Consider the following 21,300-nt stretch of genomic DNA (forward strand, 5'->3'; position numbering starts at 1 on the left):
GGCCGTGGCCCGGGATATGCCCATCTCGGCGGCCACATGAGCGACCGGACGGCCTGAGCAGACACGTTCGACCAGCAGTCTCCTACCGAAGACAGTCAGCCGGGCATTACGGTGGGCCACGAAGACCTCCGTGCGGTGAGTTCCTAGACAGCTCCCACCCCACCGGAGGTCTTCGCCATGTTCAAGACCAGACCAGTGTCAACAACGCTCGTGATCAATACACCTAGCGCCTACCGCCTACAGGTACGGGCCGGAGCCCACCGCGCGGCCGTGGCCGTGGCCGGGGCCGTGGTCGTCGTCGTCATCGTCGTGGCCGGCGCCGGGCGGGAGCGCGCGGCGCATCTGCTCCAACTGGGCGCGGGCCGCCATCTGCTGGGCGAACAGCGCCGTCTGGATGCCGTGGAAGAGGCCCTCCAGCCAGCCCACGAGCTGGGCCTGCGCGATCCGCAGCTCCGAGTCGGAGGGGATGGCCTCGTCGGTGAACGGCAGGGAGAGCCGCTCCAGTTCCTCCACCAGCTCCGGCGCGAGACCGTCCTCCAGCTCCTTCACCGAGCTGGCGTGGATCTCCTTGAGCCGGACGCGGCTGGCCTCGTCGAGAGGTGCCGCCCTGACTTCCTCCAGAAGCTGCTTGATCATGCTGCCGATCCGCATGACCTTCGCAGGCTGTTCGACCATTTCCGTCACCGGGACCTCGCGGGATTCGTCGTCACCCTGAGCGCCGCCGAGCGCCGTCCCGTCCTGGCCCACGATGAGGACCTGGGGGTGCTCCTGCGACCTGTCATTCCTCGGCATCTCCATGCCGCCATTCTCTCGCACACATGCCTCACCACACGGTGTGCCCCTGTACGGGGGTGATCCACCCTCGTACAGGGGCACGGCCTGGCAACGAACGCGTGTGCGTGTTCCCGGGGCTCCCGGGCGGCCGCCTAGTGGGCGGCCCGGCGGGCCAGGGCGCCGCGGGAGCGGGTCACCAGGGCGGCCAGCAGGGCGGCGCCGAGCGGCACGGCCACCAGGAGCGCGGCGAGCGTCTCCCAGGGGACGACGATCGGCACGTACGGCGGAGCGTCCGAGCTCGCCCAGCCCATGTCCAGGCTCTGCTCGTAGAACGCGATCTGCTCGCGCTCCTCGGTGAGCCGCAGCCCGATCGCGGGCAGCACGCCCGCGGCGGAGCCGAGGACCACGCCCATCGCCGCGACCACACCGCACTGGAAGCCGCTGAGCGTACGGCGGACCCGGGGCGGGGCGCCGACCGCGGCGAGCGTCTTGAGGTCGGCCTCCGCGTCCGCCTGGGCGAGCCCGGTGGCGATGCCGGCCGCGCCGATGGTGACCAGGCCGGCGAAGACGGTCAGCGCGAGGAGGACGAGGCTGGTCTTGCTGGTGTACCCCTCCTCCAGGGTGAGGTCGACATCGCTGCCCAGCTTGGCGATCTCGCCGTCCAGCTTCTGCCGCTGCTCGCTGTCGGGCAGCCGGTCGGTGGTGAAGTACGCGCCCATCGGGACGGTGGTCAGTCCGGCGGCCTTGGCGGCGGCCGGGCTCAGGATGGTCTGCACGCCGTACGAGAGCGGGTTGCCGGGCACCTGGTAGGCGGGCAGGTTCTTGACCTCGCCCGGGGCCGGCTGGTTCTTCTGGCTGGCGGCGTCGGCGGCCTCGGTGTCGGTGATCAGCTTGATGCCGACGGTGCCGGTCTTCTTGTCGATGTTCGTCTTCAGGAAGTTGACCAGCTTGCCCTCGGCGAGGGCCTTGGCGGCGCCGGGGTCGTCGATCCCGAGGACGCCGAGGATCCCGGCGTCGGCGACGAGCAGTCCGCCCTCCACGTAGACGCCGTTGCCCGGGCTGGCCTGGCAGCGCCAGTCCTTGGTGCTGAGCTCGCGGCGCTGCTCCTTGGTGAACTTCTCCGACGGGTCGGAGCCGTCGGACGTGGCGGCCCACAGGGGGCACTCGTTGGCGCGCGGGACGACCACCTCGAAGCGGCCGCAGCCCTTGCCGCCGCCCCAGGGCTCGCAGCCGGGCTTGCCGACGGCGATCCGGGAGACGTCGGCGCGGACGTCCACGGGGAAGCTGCGCTCGACGGCCTCGCGGACCGCGGGCACGTCCCGGCCGCCCTCCTCGGTGACGAGCGCGGCGACGACGCCGTGCGGCAGCCGGGCCTGGTATTCGTCCCTGCCCTGGGCGTCCGTGCTGGCCGCGTAGGTGGCGACGGCGACGGTGCCCGCGACGGCGGCCAGGACGGCGGCGACGGCGGGGGCCGTGCGGCCCCGGTTGCGGACGGAGTCCCGCAGGGCGAGGCGCGGCGACAGCGGCAGCCAGCGGCCGAGGCGGCCGAAGAGGCCGACCAGCACCGGGGTCATGGCGACCACGCCGAGCTCGGCGATGGCCGAGCCGCCCGCGACGATCAGGTACTGGTCGCTGACGACCGACCCGTACAGCGCGATGGCGGCACCGAGCAGGATGGCGATGATGCCGATCACGGGCAGGACGCGGCTGGCGTGGCGGACGCCGCGGCGGCCGGTCAGGGAGGCGAGGACGGTCTGCCGGGAGGCGGTGATCGCCGGGGCGATCGCGGCCAGCAGTCCGGTGAGGATCGCGAGTCCGGCGATGCCGAGGAGTTCGAGCGGCCGGACGGTGAAGCCGCCGAACCGCTGCCCCATGGCGTCCTCCAGCACCGGCCGGAGCACGAAGGTGAGGATCAGGGCGAGCACGGTGCCGACGACCGCCGCGGCGACGCCGATGACCAGTCCGCCGCTGAGCACGATGGCCCGGATGTGGCTGCGGGCGCCGCCGTTGGCGCCGACGAGCCCGAGCTGGCGGCGCGAGCGGCGGGCGCCGACCGCGAAGGCGGGACCGGCGAGCAGGCAGATCTCCAGCATCGCCAGGCCGACGATGGTGGCGATGGCCGCCAGGACGGCGGCGTCGCCGGCCAGGCTGCCGTCGAAGCTGCCCCAGCCGTCCTTCTTGTACAGCGGGACCTCGGAGTCGGCGGGCGGGTTCAGGGTCACGGCGCGGGACTCGACCACCACGCCCTTCTTGTTGATCTCCTGGACGTTGTTCCACGTGAAACCACCGGACTTCTGCACCAGATACGTGGTGGAGACGCCCTGCGCGGGGATCCCGGCCTTCTCGACGGCCTTGTTGTACGGCGCGAGGAAGGCCCCCGGCAGCGCGTTGACCTGGTCCTTCTTGAGCTCGTTGGGGAGCTCGTAGGAGCCGGTGATCCGGTACGGGCGGTCGAAGCCGCGCGCGGTGAGGGTGGAGCCGACGTGCAGGCCGCTGGTCTCCAGGAAGTGCGTGGTCGCCGCGATCTCGTCGTTCTTCTGCGGGAAGCTGCCCTCCTGGAGCCGCATGATGCCGCGGGCGACGGGGTCGGCGGCCTTCAGCTCGCGGACCTCGGTCATCAGCAGCCCGTGCGCGGTGGTCAGCTTGGCGCTGCCGGCGACGTCGGTGAGGACGGTGGCGCCGGCCGGGATGGACCTGCGGACGTCCGTGCCGCCGTCGGGCCAGGGCTCGTCCTCGTAGTCCTTGACGGTCGTGCTCCGCTCGCCCGTCGGGTCCTGGTAGATCGGCACGCCGCTGACCCGGGCGTCCTTGAAGCGCGCGTCGGCGGCGCCTAGGGAGCGTTCCGCCTTCTGCTCGGGCGGCAGTTCGGAGCTGCGCATGGTGACGGAGAAGGCGCTGACGCCGAGGATGGGCAGCGCGATCATCGCGAGGACGAGGAAGCTGCGGCCCTTGGAGCGCCAGGCGTCGCGGCGGGCGATGCGGATCGCGGCCCGCCAGGAGTGGAGCCACGTGTTCACTGCTGTGCCGCCCGGCCGGTCAGGAGCGAGTCGGCCTCGCTGCGTACGGTCTGGTCGACGACGGCGCCGTCGCGCAGGAAGACGACCCGGTCGGCCCAGGCGGCGAAGCGCGGCTCGTGGGTGACCAGGACGCCCGCGGCACCCGCGTCGCAGCGGCTGCGCAGCAGGGCGAGCACGGACTCGCTGGTCTCGGAGTCGAGGGCGCCGGTGGGCTCGTCGGCGAGGACGAGGCGGCGGTCGCCGACGAGCGCGCGGGCGATGGCCACGCGCTGCTGCTGGCCGCCGGACATCTCGTCGGGGAAGCGGTCGGCGAGGTGCCCGAGCTCCATCTCGGCCAGGGCGGCGATGGCCTCGCCGCGGGCCTTGCGGGCGGAGACGCCGTCCAGCTCGCGCGGCAGGGCCACGTTCTCGGCGGCGGTGAGCGCCGGGATGAGGTTGTAGTCCTGGAAGACGTAGCCGATGCTGCGGCGGCGCAGCGCCGCGAGCTGCTTGACGCTCGCGGTGGTGATGTCGGTGTCTTCGACGATCACCCGGCCCGAGGTGGGGGCGTCGAGGCCGCCGGCGATGGTGAGCAGGGTCGACTTGCCGGAGCCGGACGGGCCCATGACGGCGACGAGCTCGCCGGGGTAGACGTCGAGATCGATGCCGCGCAGGGCGTGGACCTCGGTGGCGCCCGCGCCGTGGACGCGGGTCAGCTGCTGCAGACGCAGCACGGGCTGCTGTGTGGACATGACGGGATCCCCCTCGGGCGTACGCGGGCGAGGTGCCGGGCGGCGTCGGCCGGGCTCCGGCGGCGGTACGGCGACGGCGCGGGGCCGGTGCCGGGGACGGTGCCGCGGGCGGTGCCCGGTCCGGCGCGGATGCCGGTGCCGGTGCGTACGGTCTGGGTCGGTCGGATGTGCTTGCGGAGCGGTCGGAAGCGGTGCGTCGGTACGGCCGGCACCTCGGCGCGCCGTGCGCACGTCCGTGCGCCGGGTGCCTCGGTAGCCGGTACGTCGGGTACGCCGGTACTTCGGGTACGCCGGTACGTCGGGTGGGGCGGTACTTCGGGTGGGTCGGGCGGGCCCTCGCGGGGCCTGTCGCGACCGGTGGTCCTGCCGGGTTACGAGGCCCCCGTGGCCCCCGGCGGGGCGGAGGCGGCCGTGGCGGCGCGTGGCGGACTCCCTGAGGCCCCGCCGTGGCCGCCGGGTGCCCAGGGTCCGGACGGTCCGCCGGAGGCGCCCGAACCGGCCGTGGCGGCGGCGACCGCCGACAGCCGGATCAGCCGTGCCTCGCAGTGGTCCAGCCAGCGGGCCTCCGCCTCGGTCTGGAAGATCAGCTGCTCCAGGACGAGCAGCCAGGCGACGTCGTCGCGCTCGCGCGCTCCCCCGCTCTCGACGGCCGTGATGGCCTGCGCCTTGAGCCGGGTGTAGTCCTGCATCGCCTTCACGGTGTGCCGGCGCTGGGACTGGATGACGGCACGGATGTCGACCCCGGGCGCGCCCACGGCCATCGCCAGCTTGATGGCGAGTTCGTCGCGGGCGGGGCTGGTGCGGTCCACGGGCTTCTCGAACCAGTCGCGCAGCTCGCCGCGGCCCTTGTCGGTGATCGCGTAGAGCGCGTGCCCCGCGCCGTCCTCGCCGTCCTGCCCGACCATCCCGTCCCGCTCGAGGCGGGCCAGGGTCGTGTAGACCTGGCCGACGTTGAGCGGCCAGGTGGAGCCCGTGCGCGACTCGAACTCCGTGCGGAGCTGCGAGCCGTAGCGCGGGCCGCGTTCGAGGAGGGCGAGAAGCCCGTGGCGGATCGACATACTCAGTATGTATACCGGGTATGCCGGAGCCGACAAGCATCCTGAGAGGGACCTCCCGGGTCCGACTCAAGGAGGACCCGGGCCCCGGCTGCGGGCGGGGCGGGGGTCAGCGGCGCCGCATCCGGAGCCCGAGGAAGCCGATGCCGAGCCCCATCAGGGCCAGCCCGACTCCCAGCGTCAGCACGGGAATCCGCCGGTCGGACAGGTTCCCGACGGCCTGCGTGCCGATCCTCGGGACCGCCGCCGGGAGCGCCGCGGCCGAGGGGACTCCGGCTCCGGCGTCCGTCTCGGGTACCGCTTCGGCCGCCTCGTCGGCCGCCGCCGGAGGTGTTTCCTCTGTTGCGGTTTTGATACGCGAAGGGCTTCCCGAGCCCTCCGGGGGCGTCGAGGCGGCCGGGGAGGGCGGCTCCGCGGGCCGCCCCGGGTGCTCCCGCCCCTCGCCCGCGGGCCGCCCGGCGAGCGAGGCGGCGCCGCTCGGGGCGGGCCGCCCCTCGGGCGCGCGGGTGGCGGTCGCCGAGGACGGGGCACTCGTGGACGCGGCCCCGGCCGCCGTGCCGGCGCCGGTGGCCGAGGGGCGCGGGAGAACGGTGGCGGCGGACGGCGGGGGCGTCCCGGCCTGACCAGTGGCTCCGGTCGCTCCGGTCGCTCCGGTGGTCCCCGTCGCGCCGGTCGCGGCGGACGGCGGGGTGCCGTGGGGTCCGTGGGGCGGCCCGCTCCGGGACGGCGCCCCGGCGGACGCCGGGCTTCCGGCGGCGGCCGTACCGCGCGCCCCGCCGTGCCCCACGGCGGTCCCGGCGGCGGCCCCGGCGGCGGTCCCGCCGGTCCCGGCCGCGCCCCGTCCCGAGGCGCTCCCGCCGCTCACGGGAGCGACCCCGGCCCCGTAGACCTCAGCGGTCCTGTAAGCCGGATAGGTCCTGTAAGCCTCATGGGTCCCATAAGCCTCACGGACCCCATGAGCCTCACGGGTCCCGTAGGCGAAGGCGGCGCCCGGGGCGGCGAAAGGCACCGCGCACGCCGTGAGACAGCAGGCGAGGACGGGGCCGAGGGCCCGTGTCCGTGCCGTGCGGAGCGCTGGAGTCACCGGGTGACCCCCTCCCGTGCCGAGCCGCCGTGTTCTTCGGCTCAGCGTCACATGGGGGGACACACCCGGCATCCCGGAGCATCCGGACGGGTCCTGAGCGCCTCCCGCGCGGGAGGCGCTTTTCTACTGCGGCGGGTTGCCCGTGGAGACCTGGAGGGTGAACTCCGCGTCCTCCGGCTTGATGTCCGTGCCCTGGCGCGGGTACTGGGTGATGACCGTGCCCTCGCCGTAGGTCGCCTCGTCGAGCGAGGACTCGGCCTTGATCTTCCAGCCGGCGGCCTGGATGCAGTCCTTCACCGACTGGATGTTCTTGTAGGTGAGGTCCGGCACCACGATCATGCTCGGGTCGCTGCTCGACTCGGTCGGCTCCGTGCACTTCTTGGTGGCGATGGTCTTGGTGAGGTCCGGGCCCTTGTGGCCGGGGGTGCCGCTGGTGCCCTGGCTGGGACCGTTCGCGGTGGGCGGGTCCGAGGGCTCCCGGTTGTAGAGCGAGATCCCGGTGACCACGCCCGCGACCACGAGCAGCGCGAGGGCGCCGAGGGCGATCTTCGAGCGGTTCGAGGAGGAGGGGGAGGCCCCGCCGGACCCGGACGCCTGCTGGGGCATCGTGTACGGGCCGGGGGCGGGCGCCGGGGCCTGGTACGAGGGCGCGGGCGTCCGGTAGGCGGGCGGCGGGGTCGGGACCTGCTGCGGCGGGTAGCCGTACGAGGGCGCCGGCGCCGGTGTCGGGACGCCGTAGGGGCCCGGCTGCGGGGTGGGCTGGTACGGGGTCTGGATGCCGTGCGCCGAGGGCGGCGGGGTCTGGCCGACCGGCGGGAAGACGGCGGAGCCGACACCCGAACCGCTCTGCACCGGACCGCCCGCGACGATCACCGGCGCCCCGGTCTGGCCCGCGGACAGCACCCGCAGGCACTCGTCGCGCATGGCGGCGGCGCTGGGGAAGCGCTCGTTCGGGTTCTTCTTGAGGGCGCGGGCCACCAGCGCGTCCATCGCCGGGGTCACCGCGCGGTTCACGGAGGACGGGGCGACCGGCTCCTCCTGGACGTGCGCGTAGGCGATGGCCAGCGGCGAGTCCGCGTCGAAGGGCAGCCGCCCGGTCAGCAGCTGGAAGAGCATGATGCCGACCGAGTACAGGTCGGAGCGGGCGTCGACGCCGCGGCCCAGGGCCTGTTCGGGGGAGAGGTACTGCGGGGTGCCGACGACCATGCCGGTCTGGGTCATCGAGGTGACCCCGGACTGCATGGCGCGCGCGATGCCGAAGTCCATGACCTTGACCACGCCGCGCTTGGTCATCATCACGTTGCCCGGCTTGATGTCCCGGTGGACCAGGCCCATTTCGTGGCTGGTCTCCAGCGCGGCGAGCACGTCGGAGGTGACCTTCAGCGCCTTGTCGGCCGGCATCGCGCCGAACTGCCGCACGTCCGAGGCGAGCACCGAGCCGAGCGGCTGGCCCTCCACGTACTCCATGACGATGTACGGCATGACGGCGCCGTCGAGGGTGTCCTCGCCGGTGTCGAAGACCGAGACGATGTTGGTGTGGGACAGCTTCGCGACCGCCTGCGCCTCGCGCCGGAAGCGTTCGCGGAACGACTGTTCGCGGCCGAGCTCGGTGTGCAGCGTCTTGATGGCGACCTGGCGGTCCAGGGCGCTGTCGTACGCCAGGTACACCGACGCCATGCCGCCCTCGCCGAGCAGGTCGCGAAGCTGGTACCGGCCGCCCGCGACCGAACCGCCCGCATAGCGGCCCTGTGCGCCGTCCTGGCTCATCTCGTGCTTCCCCCTACGCGCGCGCGGCGGCGCTGATCCCGGATTTTCCCGGCCAAGTCTGCCCGAGGGCGGTGACACGTCAAGCCGGGTGCCGGTTCGGTACCCGTTCCGTGACCCTCCGCGTGCGGCCGTCCCGGGAGCGTGACGGGGGCGTGACAGGAACGGCACGGAATTTGCACAGGTGTATGCGTGGGGAGTTGGATGGCCCGTTCATCGCGGACCGTGATGTCGTACGAAGCCTGTAGCGTGACGACTGGACACGGCACAGAGACGACGGCGAGGACTGATGGCACCCGAATCCGGAGCAGGTGGCGGTCTGCCGGACGCTTCTCCCGAGTCCTGGGGCGCCGACGGAGTCGTCGGCGACGGACGCTACCGGCTGACCCACCGCCTCGGACGCGGCGGCATGGCCGAGGTGTTCGCGGCGGAGGACGTGCGCCTCGGGCGCACCGTGGCGGTGAAGCTGCTGCGCGCGGACCTCGCGGAGGACCCGGTCTCCAAGGCCCGCTTCACGCGTGAGGCGCAGTCGGTCGCGGGCCTCAACCACCATGCGATCGTGGCGGTCTACGACTCGGGCGAGGACCTGGTCAACGGCCGCCCCGTGCCGTACATCGTGATGGAGCTGGTCGAGGGCCGCACCATCCGCGACCTGCTGATCAGCGCCGAGGCGCCGGGGCCGGAGCAGGCCCTGATCATCGTCTCGGGCGTCCTGGAGGCGCTGGCCTACTCGCACCAGCACGGCATCGTGCACCGCGACATCAAGCCGGCGAACGTGATCATCACGCACGGCGGCGCGGTCAAGGTCATGGACTTCGGCATCGCCCGCGCGCTGCACGGCGCGCAGTCCACGATGACGCAGACCGGCATGGTCATGGGCACCCCGCAGTACCTGTCGCCGGAGCAGGCCCTCGGCAAGGCCGTCGACCACCGCTCCGACCTGTACGCGACGGGCTGCCTGCTCTACGAACTGCTCGCGCTGCGGCCCCCGTTCACGGGTGAGACGCCGCTGTCGGTGGTCTACCAGCACGTCCAGGACATGCCGGTCCCGCCGTCCGAGGTGGCGCCCGCCTCGCCGCCGGAGCTCGACGGCCTGGCGATGCGCTCGCTGGCGAAGGACCCGGACGACCGGTTCCAGAGCGCCGAGGAGATGCGCGGCCTGATCCAGTACGGGCTGCAGATGCTCCAGGAGCAGGGCGGCCACACCGGTGTGTGGAACACCGGTCCGGTCGACCTGCACGGGATGCACGACCCCCACGGGATGTACGGGGCGCCCGACCCGATGAGCACCCCGGGCGGCGGGATGGGCGGCGTCGGCGCGACGGCCGTCCTCGGCCACCCCATGGGCCACCCGATGCACCACGACACCGCGCAGGGCCCGATCCTGCCGCCGATGAACCCGGACGACGGGGGCTACGACGGCGGGCACGGGGGCTACGGCCAGGACGGCGCGTACGGCGGCAAGGGCGGCGGCGGCAGCCGGGCCAAGCTGCTGCTGTTCGTGGCGCTCGCGCTGGTCGCGATCGTCGCGGGCGTGGCGTACGCGATCGACAAGTCGGGCGACAAGGGCACCGACGGCGGGACGAAGCCGCCGGCGGTCTCCGACTCGCCGTCCACCGACTCGCCGTCCCCGGACCCCTCCGACGAGCCCTCGGACCAGACCGATCCGCCGGACTCCTCGTCGGGCGGCAACGACTACACCCACCGGCCGACCAACCGGCCCACCCAGCGCCCGACGAAGAACCCGACGCCGACGAACACCCCGTCGACCGACCCGACGGACACGAGCGACGGCGGCACGGGCACCAGCGAGGGCACCACCGAGGGGACGACCGAGGGCACCACCGAGGGCACGACGGAGGGCAGCACCGACGGCTCCTCCTCCGGCACCTCGACCGGGACGTCCACGGGCACCTCGACGGGCACGTCCACCGGCACCTCCACGGGTACGTCCTCGGGCACGGGCACCTCCTCCGGCACCGCGCGGGGCAGCACGGGCACGTCGACGGGCACGGCCGCCGGGACGGGCTGAGCGGCCGGGACGGGCTGAGCGGCTGGGACGGGCTGAGCGGCCGGGGCCCGACCGGGGTCCGACCGGGTGGGAGCGCGGCCAGGTGGGCGCGGCCTCAGCCCGCGAAGGCGTCGCGCACGGCCTCGTACTCGCGGGTCCACCACACGGCCAGGGCCGATAAGGCCGGGAAGAGCGGATCGGCCCTGCGGTCCTGGTGCTGGTAGCGCCAGCGCAGGGTCCAGAAGTCGTTGAGCCGCTCCCACCAGACCCGGTCGACCGCCGCGGCCAGCTCCGCGCGGTCCGCCCCGGCCGCCCGCCGGTAGGCGCGCGCGTAGGCCCGCACCTTGTCCAGGGCGAGCTCCCCGGACGGGCGGACGAAGAAGATCGCGGCGGCCCGCACCGCCTCCTCGGCGCGCGGGCGGACGCCGAGCCGGTCCCAGTCGACGATCGCGGCGGGTTCGGCGCCCTGGTAGAGCAGGTTCAGCGGGTGGAAGTCGCCGTGCACCCAGCCGCCCGCGACGGCGGCCGGCGGGCGCCGGTGGGCGTGCCGGTCGAGCAGCGCCCGGCGCTCCCGCAGCCGGTGCTCGGCCAGCTCGTCGAAGCCGTCGCGCGGCCGGCGGGCCCGGACCAGCCGCAGCAGCTCCTCGATGAGCCGCAGGGTGTCCTCGGGGCGGGCGCTCTCGTGGCCGGCGTCCGGCGCCGGGGAGCCCATGACCCGCTCCAGGCAGGTGTGCACGTGCCCGAGGAGGCTGCCGAGGCGGCGGGAGCCCTCGGTGGACAGCTGGGCGCCCTCGCGGTGCCGGCCCTCGACCCAGGGGTGCAGGGCGTAGCAGCGTCCGCCGATGACGGCGACGGTGCGGCCCCGGGCGTCGTGCAGCGGCGGGGCGACGGGCAGCCCCAGGGCGTGCAGGCGCAGGGTGGCCCGGTGCTGCCGGGTGATGGTGTCCCGGTCGGCGGTGCGGGCGTCCAGGTGCTGTTTGAGGAAGTAGCGGCCCCGCGTGGTGGAGAGCCGGTAGCCCCGGTTCAGTAAGCCCTGGGCGACGGGCTCACAGGACAGCGGCTCGCCCGCGTCCCCGTAGCGGCGCAGCAGGGCGCCGAGCGGCGGGGGCGGCGAGGAGACCGGGGCGGGAGCGGACGGGGAGTCCGGGGCGGCCGGTGTGACCGGCGGGGCCAGGGCGACCGGCGAGGCCGGTGGGCCCGATAAGTCCAGGAGTACAGATGAGCGCGGCACTCCGCAGATGTTAGATCACGCTACGTGGTGGAGGTGTCGCCTACTGGAGGGAACGCTGGCGGAGGCCGGCGCCTCCGTGGCGGAGGCCGACGCCTCGGACGTGTAATCGAGGCTGTGCACCGTGACGAACTGGGGCTCGATCCGCATGAAGACCGGGTCGAAGGTCTCGCCGTCCACGACGCCTGGCTCCCGCCCGAAGGCCGCCCGCTGCGCCTCGGTGGGCTCGATGACCTCGGCGGTGCCGGTGAACTGCACGGACCACACCCGGTCGTCCGGGGCGCCGAAGTTGTCCGCCCCGTAGGCCACCACGCTGCCGTTGCAGGCACGGTGGTAGCCCAGACCGCGGTGCATCCGGATCAGGACGTCGCCCTCGAACACGATGTGCCGCGCGGGGGCGACGAAAGGCATCGCCCGCATACTCGTCGCCACCCGGCCGTACGGCACACGGCTGAGCAGCTCCATGGCTCGGATCTCGTCGGTGGACATGGCTACCACTCTCCGCCACCGGCACCGCGTCGGGAAAGGGGCCCCTGCCCCGCTTCCCCGGGGCCGTAGGTCCCTAATGCGGGCCGACAGGCCGACGGGCCGTGCCACACCCGTTCGGGTGAGGTGGCCGCGGCCCGGCGTCCCGTGGCGCTCAGTGGCGCTCGGCCTGCAGTCTCGCCACGTACGCGGCGGCCTGGGACCGCCGCTCCATGCCGAGCTTCGACAGCAGGCTGGAGACGTAGTTCTTGATCGTCTTCTCCGCCAGGTGGAGCCGCTCGCCGATGGCCCGGTTGGTCAGGCCCTCGCCGATCAGATCCAGGATCTTCTTCTCCTGCTCGGTGAGGTTGGCGAGCCGGTCGTCGCCCTTGGGGCTGTTGCCGTCCCGCAGCCGCTCCAGCACCCGCGCGGTCGCCACGGGGTCGAGCAGCGACTTGCCGGCCGCCACGTCCCGCACCGCGTTCAGCAGCTCGTTGCCGCGGATGGCCTTCAGCACGTACCCCGAGGCCCCGGCCATGATCGCGTCGAACAGCGCCTCGTCGTCCGCGTAGGACGTCAGCATCAGACACTTGATCGAATCGTCCTGGGAACGGACCTCACGGCACACCTCGACCCCACTGCCGTCCGGGAGCCGGACGTCGAGCACGGCCACGTCCGGCCGGGTCGCAGGGATCCTGACCAGGGCGTCCGCGGCGGTACCGGCTTCGCCGACCACCTCGATGTCGTCCTCCACGGAGAGCAGCTCGTGGACGCCGCGCCGTACGACCTCGTGGTCGTCCAGCAGAAATACCCGGATTTTTCCTTCTTCGCGCACGCTGCCAGTCTCACATATTCGGTCTTCCCGTGCCTGGGGTGACCGAGATAACGTGCCGGTTGTTCCGGCGGCCCCTGCGGGCTGCCCGCAACGCCCGCTGACCAGCGGCGAGTCCCGCTTTTCTCGATTTACTTGGAAATCCAAGCAAAATCGCAGGTCAAATGGGGTTTCGCGGGAATGCGGCGCTGTGGGTAACGTGCCTATGACAGGGCGCTCGCCGGGGCACCTGTCACGCCCGACCCCAGGCCGCGTCGCACCCACCCCGTGCGAAGGGCAGGGTGAAGGCGGAGCCGCACTGGCCTTACCGGCGAACCCGGGGGCCGGACCGACGGAGGAGCACGCACGTGACCGTGGAGAGCACTGCCGCGCGCAAGACGACGCGACGCAGCAGCGGCACCAAGCGCACCGCGAGTGCCGCGAGCGCGAAGAAGACGACGGCGGCGCAGAGCGCTGAGCCCGAGCTCGTTCAGCTGCTGACGCCCGAGGGGGAGCGCGTCCAGCACCCCGAGTACGACATCGACCTGAGCTCCGAGGAGCTGCGCGGCCTCTACCGCGACATGGTCCTCACCCGCCGCTTCGACGCCGAGGCCACCGCGCTCCAGCGCCAGGGCGAGCTGGGCCTGTGGGCCTCGCTGCTCGGCCAGGAGGCCGCGCAGATCGGTTCCGGCCGCGCCCTGCGCGACGACGACTACGTCTTCCCGACCTACCGCGAGCACGGCGTGGCCTGGTGCCGCGGGGTCGACCCGACCAACCTGCTCGGGATGTTCCGCGGCGTGAACCACGGCGGCTGGGACCCCACCACCAACAACTTCCACCTGTACACGATCGTCATCGGCTCGCAGACCCTGCACGCCACCGGCTACGCCATGGGCATCACCAAGGACGGCGCCGACTCGGCCGTGATCGCGTACTTCGGCGACGGCGCCTCCAGCCAGGGCGACGTGAACGAGGCGTTCACGTTCTCCGCGGTCTACAACGCGCCCGTCGTGTTCTTCTGCCAGAACAACCAGTGGGCCATCTCCGAGCCCACCGAGAAGCAGACCCGCGTCCCGCTCTACCAGCGCGCCCGCGGCTTCGGCTTCCCCGGCGTCCGCGTCGACGGCAACGACGTGCTGGCCTGCCTCGCGGTCACCCGCTCCGCCCTGGAGCGCGCCCGCCGTGGCGAGGGCCCCACCCTCGTCGAGGCCTTCACGTACCGGATGGGCGCCCACACCACCTCCGACGACCCGACCAAGTACCGGGCCGACGAGGAGCGCGAGGCCTGGGAGGCGAAGGACCCGATCCTGCGCCTCAAGGCGTACATGGAGCGCGAGGGCCACGCCGACGCGGCCTTCTTCGAGGAGCTGGAGACGGAGAGCGAGACGCTCGGCAAGCGCGTCCGCGAGGTCGTCCGCGCCATGCCCGACCCGGGCCACCTGGCGATCTTCGAGAACGTGTACGCGGACGGCCACGCCCTCGTCGACGAGGAGCGCGCGCAGTTCGCCGCCTACCAGGCGTCCTTCGCGGACGGAGAGGCCGAGTAACCATGGCTGTTCAGAAGCTCCCCCTCGCCAAGGCGCTCAACGAGTCGCTGCGCAAGGCCCTGGAGACCGACCCCAAGGTCCTCATCATGGGCGAGGACGTCGGCAAGCTCGGCGGCGTCTTCCGCGTCACCGACGGGCTCCAGAAGGACTTCGGCGAGGAGCGGGTCATCGACACCCCGCTCGCCGAGTCCGGCATCGTCGGCACCGCGATCGGCCTGGCCCTGCGCGGCTACCGCCCGGTCGTGGAGATCCAGTTCGACGGCTTCGTCTTCCCCGCGTACGACCAGATCGTCACGCAGCTCGCGAAGATGCACGCCCGCGCGCTCGGCAAGATCAAGATGCCGGTCGTGGTGCGCATCCCGTACGGCGGCGGCATCGGCGCGGTCGAGCACCACTCCGAGTCCCCCGAGGCGCTCTTCGCGCACGTCGCGGGCCTCAAGGTGGTCTCGCCGTCGAACTCCTCCGACGCGTACTGGATGCTCCAGCAGGCCATCCAGAGCGACGACCCGGTCATCTTCTTCGAGCCCAAGCGGCGCTACTGGGACAAGGGCGAGGTCGACACCGAGGCCATCCCCGGCGAACTGCACCGGGCGCGGGTCGCCCGCGAGGGCACCGACCTCACGCTCGCCGCGTACGGCCCGATGGTGAAGACCTGTCTGGAGGCCGCGGCGGCCGCCGCCGAGGAGGGCAAGTCCGTCGAGGTCCTCGACCTGCGGACGGTCTCCCCGATCGACTTCGACGCGATCCAGACCTCGGTGGAGAAGACCCGCCGGCTGGTCGTCGTCCACGAGGCGCCGGTCTTCTTCGGCTCCGGCGCCGAGATCGCCGCCCGGATCACCGAGCGCTGCTTCTACCACCTGGAGGCCCCCGTCCTGCGGGTCGGCGGCTACCACGCGCCGTATCCGCCGGCGCGCCTGGAGGAGGAGTACCTGCCGGGCCTGGACCGCGTGCTCGACGCCGTCGACCGCTCGCTGGCGTTCTGAGGAGAGCACCGTGACGATCCGTGAATTCAAGATGCCCGACGTGGGCGAGGGCCTCACCGAGGCCGAGATCCTCAAGTGGTACGTCCAGCCCGGCGACACCGTCTCCGACGGGCAGGTCGTCTGCGAGGTGGAGACGGCGAAGGCGGCCGTCGAGCTGCCGATCCCGTTCGACGGGACGGTGCACGAGCTGCGCTTCCCCGAGGGCACCACGGTCGACGTCGGCGAGGTCATCATCTCGGTGAACGTCGGCGGCGAGGCCCCGGCGGCCGCGCCGGCCCCCGCCGCGCAGCCGAAGCCCGAGGCCGAGGCCGAGCCCGAGGCCGAGCCGGAGCCGGAGGGCCGCCAGCCGGTCCTCGTCGGCTACGGCGTGGCCGCGACCTCCACCAAGCGCCGCGCCCGCAAGACGGCCCCGGTCGCCGCCCCCGCGGCCCCGGCCCCCGTCGCCGCGGCCCCCGCCCCCGTGGTGCCCGAGCAGCTGAACGGGCACGCCCCGGCGGCGGCCCGCCCGCTGGCGAAGCCGCCGGTGCGGAAGCTGGCCAAGGACCTGGGCGTGGACCTGGCGACGGTCACCCCGACCGGCCCGGACGGCGTGATCACCCGCGAGGACGTGCACGCGGCCGTCGCCCCGGTCGCCGCCCCCGCCGAGACCCCGGCCCCGGCCGAGGCCCCGGCCCCGGCCCCGGCCGCCACGGCACCCGCCGTCTCCCCCGCCGTCGAGCCGGGCGCGCGGGAGACCCGTATCCCGGTCAAGGGCGTGCGGAAGGCCACGGCGGCGGCGATGGTCGGCTCGGCCTTCACCGCGCCGCACGTCACCGAGTTCGTGACCTTCGACATCACGCGCACGATGAAGCTGGTCGAGGAGCTCCGGTCCGACAAGGACATGGCGGGCCTGCGGGTCAACCCGCTTTTGATCGTCGCCAAGGCGGTCCTGGTCGCGGCCCGGCGCAACCCGGACATCAACGCGTCCTGGGACGAGGCCGCCCAGGAGATCGTGCTCAAGCACTACGTGAACCTGGGCATCGCCGCGGCCACCCCGCGGGGCCTGATCGTCCCCAACATCAAGGACGCGCACGCCCAGACCCTGCCGGAGCTGTCGAAGTCCCTGAGCGAGCTGGTCACCACCGCCCGCGAGGGCAAGACCACCCCGGCGGCGATGCAGGGCGGCACCTTCACCATCACCAACGTCGGCGTCTTCGGCGTCGACACCGGCACGCCCATCCTGAACCCGGGCGAGTCCGCGATCCTCGCGGTCGGCGCGATCAAGCTCCAGCCCTGGGTCCACAAGGGCAAGGTGAAGCCCCGCCACGTCACCACCCTGGCCCTCTCCTTCGACCACCGCCTGGTCGACGGCGAACTCGGCTCCCGCTTCCTGGCCGACGTGGCCGCGATCCTGGAGCAGCCGAAGCGGCTGATGACCTGGGCGTAGGCGCCTGGGTAAGGCCCGCGAGGCGTGTTTCACGTGAAACGCCGGGTCGGGGACGGCAGTCGTCCCCGACCCGGCGTTTCAGTACGCCGGTCGGCATCAAGTAGTCGAGGAGTGGTGAATGGTTACTCGTTCGCGGGGTGGCGGCGGTCTGGCGACTCATGCCGATTCGTTCCTTGCCGTGGTGCTGGACCGGGTCGGGAAGCCGATCTTCGGCGAGGCTGAACAGAGCGGCTTCGAGGAGGTCGGTGAGGCGTGGCGGAGGGTGCGGTCCAAGCCCGGAAGTCTTTCGACCAAGTCCAGTGACGCATGGGATCGTATTCATGCCTTCACCGGCTTCTGCGGGTTCACCTGGTTCGTGATCAGCGCGCTGGTGGGCGTGCTTTTCCTGATCGTCCCAGCGGCGGGCTGGGTCGGTTTCGTCGTGCATGCGCTGATGCTCTTGGTCGCCTCTGTGGTGATCGCACTCGCGGTCACCCGGCTGGCGGTCCATTACGCGGTGTCAAGTGTCGTGTCCCGGAACTTCGTGAGTACGCCCCGCTGGTCCTCGACAGCGACGAGTACGGCAACCCTCGCACCGGCCAGCCCGCCGTCCGCTACAACTGGCTCGGCGCCAAGCAGCGCTCGGGTGAGACCCTCACGGGGCTCGTTCTCATGGGCGTCCGGCTTTACAACCCGGCTACTGGGCGGTTCCTGTCCGTAGACCCGGTCTACGGCGGGAACGCCAATGCCTATGATTACGTCAACGGCGACCCGCTCAACCGCTACGACCTCGATGGGCGCTTCGGTTGGTTCAAGAAGCAGTGGAACCGCTTTAACAATAAGAGGCACCGCGTCGGCAGGAATCCAAACTGGCGGTCGATCTACTGGTCGGGAAAGTTTGCCATCTCTACTGCGGCTCTCTTTTCGCCTTTTGGTCGCTACCGTACCGTGAAAAAGATTTACGCGGCCGTGCGTGCGCCGAGATCTACAGTGAAGCGTTGCTTCAAGTCTGGCGGACGATTCATCACCTGTGCAGGCTCTGCTTGGGGTGTCCAGACTGCGTACAACGACTTCAGGAACTGGAACAATAACCGTCGCTTTAGGAATGAATGGAATGATTCCTTGACGGAGCAAGGGAAGATTGGCGTTTGTAGGAAATATACGGGCAAGTGCAGCTGCTGGTAGAATTTCCTACCTTAGGGAATTTTCGACAACCCTGACCAGCGATACGGAATGCTAGGCGGTATGTAGTGCGGAACTACGTGTTGGTTGTCTTTTCCGTGGTGTTTGCTCCCTTTATGGTTGCGAGCTCTATTGATCGACTGTCGGATGGTGGCTGGTCTGCCGTCTGGGGTGTGGCCGAAGGGGTGCTTGCTGTGGCCATCCTGATCGGTGGTGTCAAGCAGATACGGGAGGCGTGGGAGAGGAAGAAGGGGCGGCAGGAGGGCTGACGTCGCACCACCCTGAGCCTCCCGGAAGACAGGCCCGTCCGCATGGCGGACGGGCCTGTCTGTTGCGGCCCTGTTGTATCTATGCTGTGTCCATGTCCTCAGCCCCGGCGTCCGCGACCCAGCCCACTCGGCAGCCCCCCGCAGCAGACCGCGTCTACACGCACGTCAAGCAAGCCGTCCTCGACCGTCGTTACGAGGGGGGCACCCTGCTCACCGAGGGGGAGCTCGCGCTGGCCGTCGGGGTGTCGCGGACGCCCGTGCGGGAGGCGTTGCTCAAGCTGGAGATGGAGGGGCTGCTCAAGCTCTATCCCAAGAAGGGCGCCCTCGTGCTCGCCGTCTCCGCGCAGGAGATCGCCGACGTCGTCGAGACCCGGCTGCTCGTCGAGGAGTTCGCCGTGCGGCGGGCCGTGCCCGCCGGGCCCGGGCTCGTGGCGCGGCTGGAGGAGCTGCTGGAGGAGCAGAAGCGGCGGGCCGAGGCGGGGGACCTCGCCGAGGTCGCCGCCACCGACCGGGCCTTCCACGCCGAGATCGTCCAGCACGCCGGCAACCAGATCCTCGCCCGCCTCTACGACCAGCTCCGGGACCGGCAGCTGCGGATGGGCGTCGCCGTGATGCAGGCGCAGCCCGACCGGATCGCCAAGAACATCGTCGAGCACGCCGAGATCCTGGAGCGGATCAAGGCGGGGGACGCGGAAGGGGCCGCCGGGTGCGTCCGGCGGCATCTGGGCTGGGTCAAGGTGCTGGTCCGGGGAGAGGCCCGGTGAGCGGGGGGAAGAACGGGTACGGCTCCGCCGTCACGCTCCCCGGGGACCCGCCCGGCGGGCGCCGCGCCGCGCTCGTGTGGAGCGTCGGGGTCGCCGTCTACTTCGTCGCCGTCATCTTCCGGACGTCCCTCGGGGTGGCCGGGCTCGACGCCGCCGACCGCTTCGGGGTCAATGCCTCGGCGCTCTCCACCTTCTCCATACTCCAGCTCCTCGTCTACGCCGGAATGCAGATACCCGTCGGCCTCATGGTCGACCGGCTCGGCACCAAGAAGGTGCTGACCATCGGCGTCCTGCTGTTCACCCTCGGCCAGCTCGGCTTCGCGCTCTCCCCCACGTACGGCATGGCGCTCGCCTCCCGCGCGCTGCTCGGCTGCGGCGACGCGATGACCTTCATCAGCGTGCTGAGGCTCGGCACACGGTGGTTCCCCGCCCGGCGCGGACCGATGGTCGCCCAGCTCGCCGGGCTCGCGGGCATGGCCGGCAACCTCGTCTCCACCCTCGTCATCGCCCGGCTCCTGCACGGCCTCGGCTGGACCCCCGCCTTCGCGGGCAGCGCCGGCGCCGGAGTCGTCGTCCTCGTCCTGCTGCTGCTCTTCCTCAAGGACCACCCCGAGGGGTACGAGCCCGAGCCCGTCCCGCACGCGGGCGCCGCCTTCGTCCGCCGCCAGATCGGCGAGTCCTGGCGCGAGCCCGGCACCCGGCTCGGGCTGTGGGTGCACTTCACCACCCAGTTCCCCGCCATGGTCTTCCTGCTGCTGTGGGGGCTGCCCTTCCTCGTCGAGGCGCAGGGCCTGAGCCGGGGGACCGCCGGGTCGCTGCTCACCCTCGTGGTCGCCTCCAACATGCTCGTCGGGCTCGTCTACGGGCAGATCATCGCCCGGCACCACACCGCCCGCGCCCCGCTCGCCCTCGGCACCGTCGCCGCCACCGCCGCGCTGTGGGCGGCCACCCTCGCCTACCCCGGCGCCCACGCGCCGATGTGGCTGCTCATCACGTTGTGCGTCGTGCTCGGCGCCTGCGGGCCCGCCTCGATGATCGGCTTCGACTTCGCCCGGCCCGCCAATCCGCCCGAGCGCCAGGGCACCGCCTCGGGGATCGTCAACATGGGCGGCTTCGTCGCCTCCATGACCACGCTCTTCGCCGTCGGCGTCCTCCTCGACGCCACCGGCGGCGACTACCGGATCGCCTTCTCCTCGGTCTTCGTCCTCGAAGTCCTCGGTGTCGTCCAGATCCTCCGCCTCACGTCCCGCACCACCCGCCGGGAGCGGGAGCGGCTCGTCGCCAGCCGGGTCGAGGCCGTGCACGTCCCCGCCGCGTAAGGCGGGGGGCGGGGGATCAGTTCGGCGTCACCGCGAAGTGGTCCAGGATCGCCCGCGCCAGGTCCGCGTCGCCCTCGGTCTTGACCCGGTCGGCCACCTCGGTGTGGCGGACCCGGCCGCAGGCCAGGCGTACGTACGTCTCCCAGTCCGTCATCAGCGTCACCGCCGGGCCCAGCGACGGCGCCCCGTCCACCGAGCCGTTGCCCTGCGCGTCCACCCGGACCGTCCGCAGGAACTCCACCGGCCCGGTCACGTCCAGCACCACCGCCGAGCTCGCGGGCGCGCCCGCCTCCTTCGCGACCACGAAGGGCAGCGCCTCCAGCAGCACGTCCCGCACGATGTACGCGCCGGGGGAGTCCAGGTTGCCCGGGACGCCGAGGGTGGTCCTCAGGTCCTGCTCGTGCACCCAGCAGTCGAAGGCGCGCATCCGGTAGGCCAGTTCCAGCGTCTGCTCGGCGCCCAGCGGGGCCCGGATCAGGGCGTCGGGCAGCCGGTTCTCGTTGCGGAGCTGACGGGCCCGGCGGATCAGGATGTACTCCAGCTCCGAGGTCATCTCGGGCGCCGTGTGGTGCCGCCGCACATCGACCTGCATCTCCATGTAGCGGGCGAAGTCGCTGCGTACGTGGTAGAGATCGCGGGGCAGGCTGTGGATCGGGCGCGGGTCGCCGAGCATCTCGGTCTCCATGCCGATGACATGGGACACGATGTCGCGGACCGACCAGCCGGGGCACGGAGTGGCGCGATTCCACTCCCCCTCCACGAGCGGCTGCACCAGCTCGGCTATCGCTTCGATCGAGTGGGTCCAGGCGTCGGCGTAGTTCTGGAGGCTGGGATGGACGGTCACGGGACCCCTCGGCGGCGCTGGTACGGCTGGGCGGGCTGAAAACATGA

The 21,300-nt window shown here is 72.2% G+C and carries 17 protein-coding genes and 2 pseudogenes; 8 read left to right on the plus strand and 11 right to left on the minus strand.

Annotation, left to right across the window (positions count from 1 at the left end):
• The 7 genes and pseudogenes from ACZ6J5_RS20885 to ACZ6J5_RS20915 all read right to left on the minus strand — a co-directional run.
• A pseudogene (locus ACZ6J5_RS20885) lies at nucleotides 1-120 on the minus strand (IS481 family transposase); the annotation flags it as partial.
• 117 nt (nucleotides 121-237) lie between these two features.
• On the minus strand, nucleotides 238-798 hold the full coding sequence (locus ACZ6J5_RS20890) for a bacterial proteasome activator family protein (protein ID WP_469393606.1): 561 nt from the start codon (nucleotides 796-798) through the stop codon (nucleotides 238-240).
• Nucleotides 799-926: 128 nt separating this feature from the next.
• Complete coding sequence (locus tag ACZ6J5_RS20895) at nucleotides 927-3,791, minus strand: ABC transporter permease (protein WP_469393608.1); 2,865 nt, start codon at nucleotides 3,789-3,791, stop codon at nucleotides 927-929.
• On the minus strand, nucleotides 3,788-4,522 hold the full coding sequence (locus ACZ6J5_RS20900; RefSeq protein ID WP_469393610.1) for an ABC transporter ATP-binding protein: 735 nt from the start codon (nucleotides 4,520-4,522) through the stop codon (nucleotides 3,788-3,790). The genes ACZ6J5_RS20895 and ACZ6J5_RS20900 overlap by 4 nt, the downstream gene beginning before the upstream one ends.
• Before the next feature lie 371 nt (nucleotides 4,523-4,893).
• On the minus strand, nucleotides 4,894-5,580 hold the full coding sequence (locus tag ACZ6J5_RS20905) for a PadR family transcriptional regulator (protein WP_469393612.1): 687 nt from the start codon (nucleotides 5,578-5,580) through the stop codon (nucleotides 4,894-4,896).
• A 106-nt stretch (nucleotides 5,581-5,686) separates the two neighbouring features.
• Nucleotides 5,687-6,442 (minus strand): hypothetical protein, encoded by a 756-nt coding sequence (locus tag ACZ6J5_RS20910; protein WP_469393614.1) that lies wholly within the window; start codon nucleotides 6,440-6,442, stop codon nucleotides 5,687-5,689.
• A 342-nt stretch (nucleotides 6,443-6,784) separates the two neighbouring features.
• Nucleotides 6,785-8,428: a protein kinase domain-containing protein gene (locus ACZ6J5_RS20915; RefSeq protein WP_469393615.1), complete on the minus strand. Its 1,644-nt coding sequence runs from the start codon at nucleotides 8,426-8,428 to the stop codon at nucleotides 6,785-6,787.
• A 286-nt stretch (nucleotides 8,429-8,714) separates the two neighbouring features.
• On the opposite strand from ACZ6J5_RS20915, the gene ACZ6J5_RS20920 reads away from it, so the two are divergent.
• Nucleotides 8,715-10,457: a protein kinase domain-containing protein gene (locus ACZ6J5_RS20920; protein WP_469393616.1), complete on the plus strand. Its 1,743-nt coding sequence runs from the start codon at nucleotides 8,715-8,717 to the stop codon at nucleotides 10,455-10,457.
• A gap of 94 nt (nucleotides 10,458-10,551) precedes the next feature.
• On the opposite strand, the gene ACZ6J5_RS20925 is transcribed toward ACZ6J5_RS20920, so the two are convergent.
• The 3 genes from ACZ6J5_RS20925 to ACZ6J5_RS20935 form a co-directional block, all read right to left on the minus strand.
• Nucleotides 10,552-11,526, minus strand: coding sequence for a phosphotransferase (locus ACZ6J5_RS20925; RefSeq protein ID WP_469394171.1), 975 nt, complete (start codon nucleotides 11,524-11,526; stop codon nucleotides 10,552-10,554).
• 156 nt (nucleotides 11,527-11,682) lie between these two features.
• Nucleotides 11,683-12,153: a pyridoxamine 5'-phosphate oxidase family protein gene (locus ACZ6J5_RS20930; protein ID WP_469393618.1), complete on the minus strand. Its 471-nt coding sequence runs from the start codon at nucleotides 12,151-12,153 to the stop codon at nucleotides 11,683-11,685.
• 151 nt (nucleotides 12,154-12,304) lie between these two features.
• Nucleotides 12,305-12,964 carry a response regulator gene (locus tag ACZ6J5_RS20935; RefSeq protein WP_469393620.1) on the minus strand — a complete coding sequence of 220 codons (660 nt, stop codon included), beginning with the start codon at nucleotides 12,962-12,964 and terminating at the stop codon, nucleotides 12,305-12,307.
• Between the two features lie 344 nt (nucleotides 12,965-13,308).
• Between ACZ6J5_RS20935 and pdhA the strand changes: the two genes are divergently transcribed.
• The 7 genes and pseudogenes from pdhA to ACZ6J5_RS20970 all read left to right on the plus strand — a co-directional run bounded on the left by pdhA (nucleotide 13,309) and on the right by ACZ6J5_RS20970 (nucleotide 20,409).
• The gene (gene pdhA / locus ACZ6J5_RS20940; protein ID WP_469393622.1) at nucleotides 13,309-14,487 is read left to right on the plus strand and encodes a pyruvate dehydrogenase (acetyl-transferring) E1 component subunit alpha; all 1,179 of its coding nucleotides are present in this window, start codon (nucleotides 13,309-13,311) and stop codon (nucleotides 14,485-14,487) included.
• Nucleotides 14,488-14,489: 2 nt separating this feature from the next.
• The gene (locus tag ACZ6J5_RS20945) at nucleotides 14,490-15,470 is read left to right on the plus strand and encodes an alpha-ketoacid dehydrogenase subunit beta (RefSeq protein ID WP_469393623.1); all 981 of its coding nucleotides are present in this window, start codon (nucleotides 14,490-14,492) and stop codon (nucleotides 15,468-15,470) included.
• Between the two features lie 31 nt (nucleotides 15,471-15,501).
• Nucleotides 15,502-16,896 (plus strand): dihydrolipoamide acetyltransferase family protein, encoded by a 1,395-nt coding sequence (locus ACZ6J5_RS20950; RefSeq protein WP_469394173.1) that lies wholly within the window; start codon nucleotides 15,502-15,504, stop codon nucleotides 16,894-16,896.
• A gap of 531 nt (nucleotides 16,897-17,427) precedes the next feature.
• A pseudogene (locus ACZ6J5_RS20955) lies at nucleotides 17,428-18,060 on the plus strand (RHS repeat-associated core domain-containing protein); the annotation flags it as partial.
• Nucleotides 18,061-18,125: 65 nt separating this feature from the next.
• Nucleotides 18,126-18,326, plus strand: a complete 201-nt coding sequence (locus ACZ6J5_RS20960; RefSeq protein ID WP_469393625.1) for a hypothetical protein — start codon at nucleotides 18,126-18,128, stop codon at nucleotides 18,324-18,326.
• Nucleotides 18,327-18,418: 92 nt separating this feature from the next.
• The gene (locus ACZ6J5_RS20965; protein WP_469393627.1) at nucleotides 18,419-19,090 is read left to right on the plus strand and encodes a GntR family transcriptional regulator; all 672 of its coding nucleotides are present in this window, start codon (nucleotides 18,419-18,421) and stop codon (nucleotides 19,088-19,090) included.
• Nucleotides 19,087-20,409: an MFS transporter gene (locus tag ACZ6J5_RS20970; protein WP_469393629.1), complete on the plus strand. Its 1,323-nt coding sequence runs from the start codon at nucleotides 19,087-19,089 to the stop codon at nucleotides 20,407-20,409. Before ACZ6J5_RS20965 ends, ACZ6J5_RS20970 begins: the two co-directional genes overlap by 4 nt.
• 16 nt (nucleotides 20,410-20,425) lie before the next feature.
• Here the strand turns inward: ACZ6J5_RS20970 and ACZ6J5_RS20975 are convergent, their stop codons facing one another.
• Nucleotides 20,426-21,253, minus strand: a complete 828-nt coding sequence (locus ACZ6J5_RS20975; protein ID WP_469393631.1) for a maleylpyruvate isomerase family mycothiol-dependent enzyme — start codon at nucleotides 21,251-21,253, stop codon at nucleotides 20,426-20,428.
• Nucleotides 21,254-21,300 lie beyond the last annotated feature (47 nt).

It is taken from the genome of Streptomyces sp. NPDC042100 (assembly GCF_055582325.1).

Excerpts from the sequence above, each read along its gene's own strand:
- ACZ6J5_RS20945 (WP_469393623.1), top strand. The coding sequence starts at position 14,490 with ATGGCTGTTCAGAAGCTCCCCCTCGCCAAGGCGCTCAACGAGTCGCTG.
- ACZ6J5_RS20905 (WP_469393612.1), bottom strand. The coding sequence starts at position 5,580 with ATGTCGATCCGCCACGGGCTTCTCGCCCTCCTCGAACGCGGCCCGCGC.
- ACZ6J5_RS20965 (WP_469393627.1), top strand. The coding sequence starts at position 18,419 with ATGTCCTCAGCCCCGGCGTCCGCGACCCAGCCCACTCGGCAGCCCCCC.
- ACZ6J5_RS20890 (WP_469393606.1), bottom strand. The coding sequence starts at position 798 with ATGGAGATGCCGAGGAATGACAGGTCGCAGGAGCACCCCCAGGTCCTC.
- ACZ6J5_RS20930 (WP_469393618.1), bottom strand. The coding sequence starts at position 12,153 with ATGTCCACCGACGAGATCCGAGCCATGGAGCTGCTCAGCCGTGTGCCG.
- ACZ6J5_RS20900 (WP_469393610.1), bottom strand. The coding sequence starts at position 4,522 with ATGTCCACACAGCAGCCCGTGCTGCGTCTGCAGCAGCTGACCCGCGTC.
- ACZ6J5_RS20915 (WP_469393615.1), bottom strand. The coding sequence starts at position 8,428 with ATGAGCCAGGACGGCGCACAGGGCCGCTATGCGGGCGGTTCGGTCGCG.
- ACZ6J5_RS20950 (WP_469394173.1), top strand. The coding sequence starts at position 15,502 with ATGCCCGACGTGGGCGAGGGCCTCACCGAGGCCGAGATCCTCAAGTGG.
- ACZ6J5_RS20920 (WP_469393616.1), top strand. The coding sequence starts at position 8,715 with ATGGCACCCGAATCCGGAGCAGGTGGCGGTCTGCCGGACGCTTCTCCC.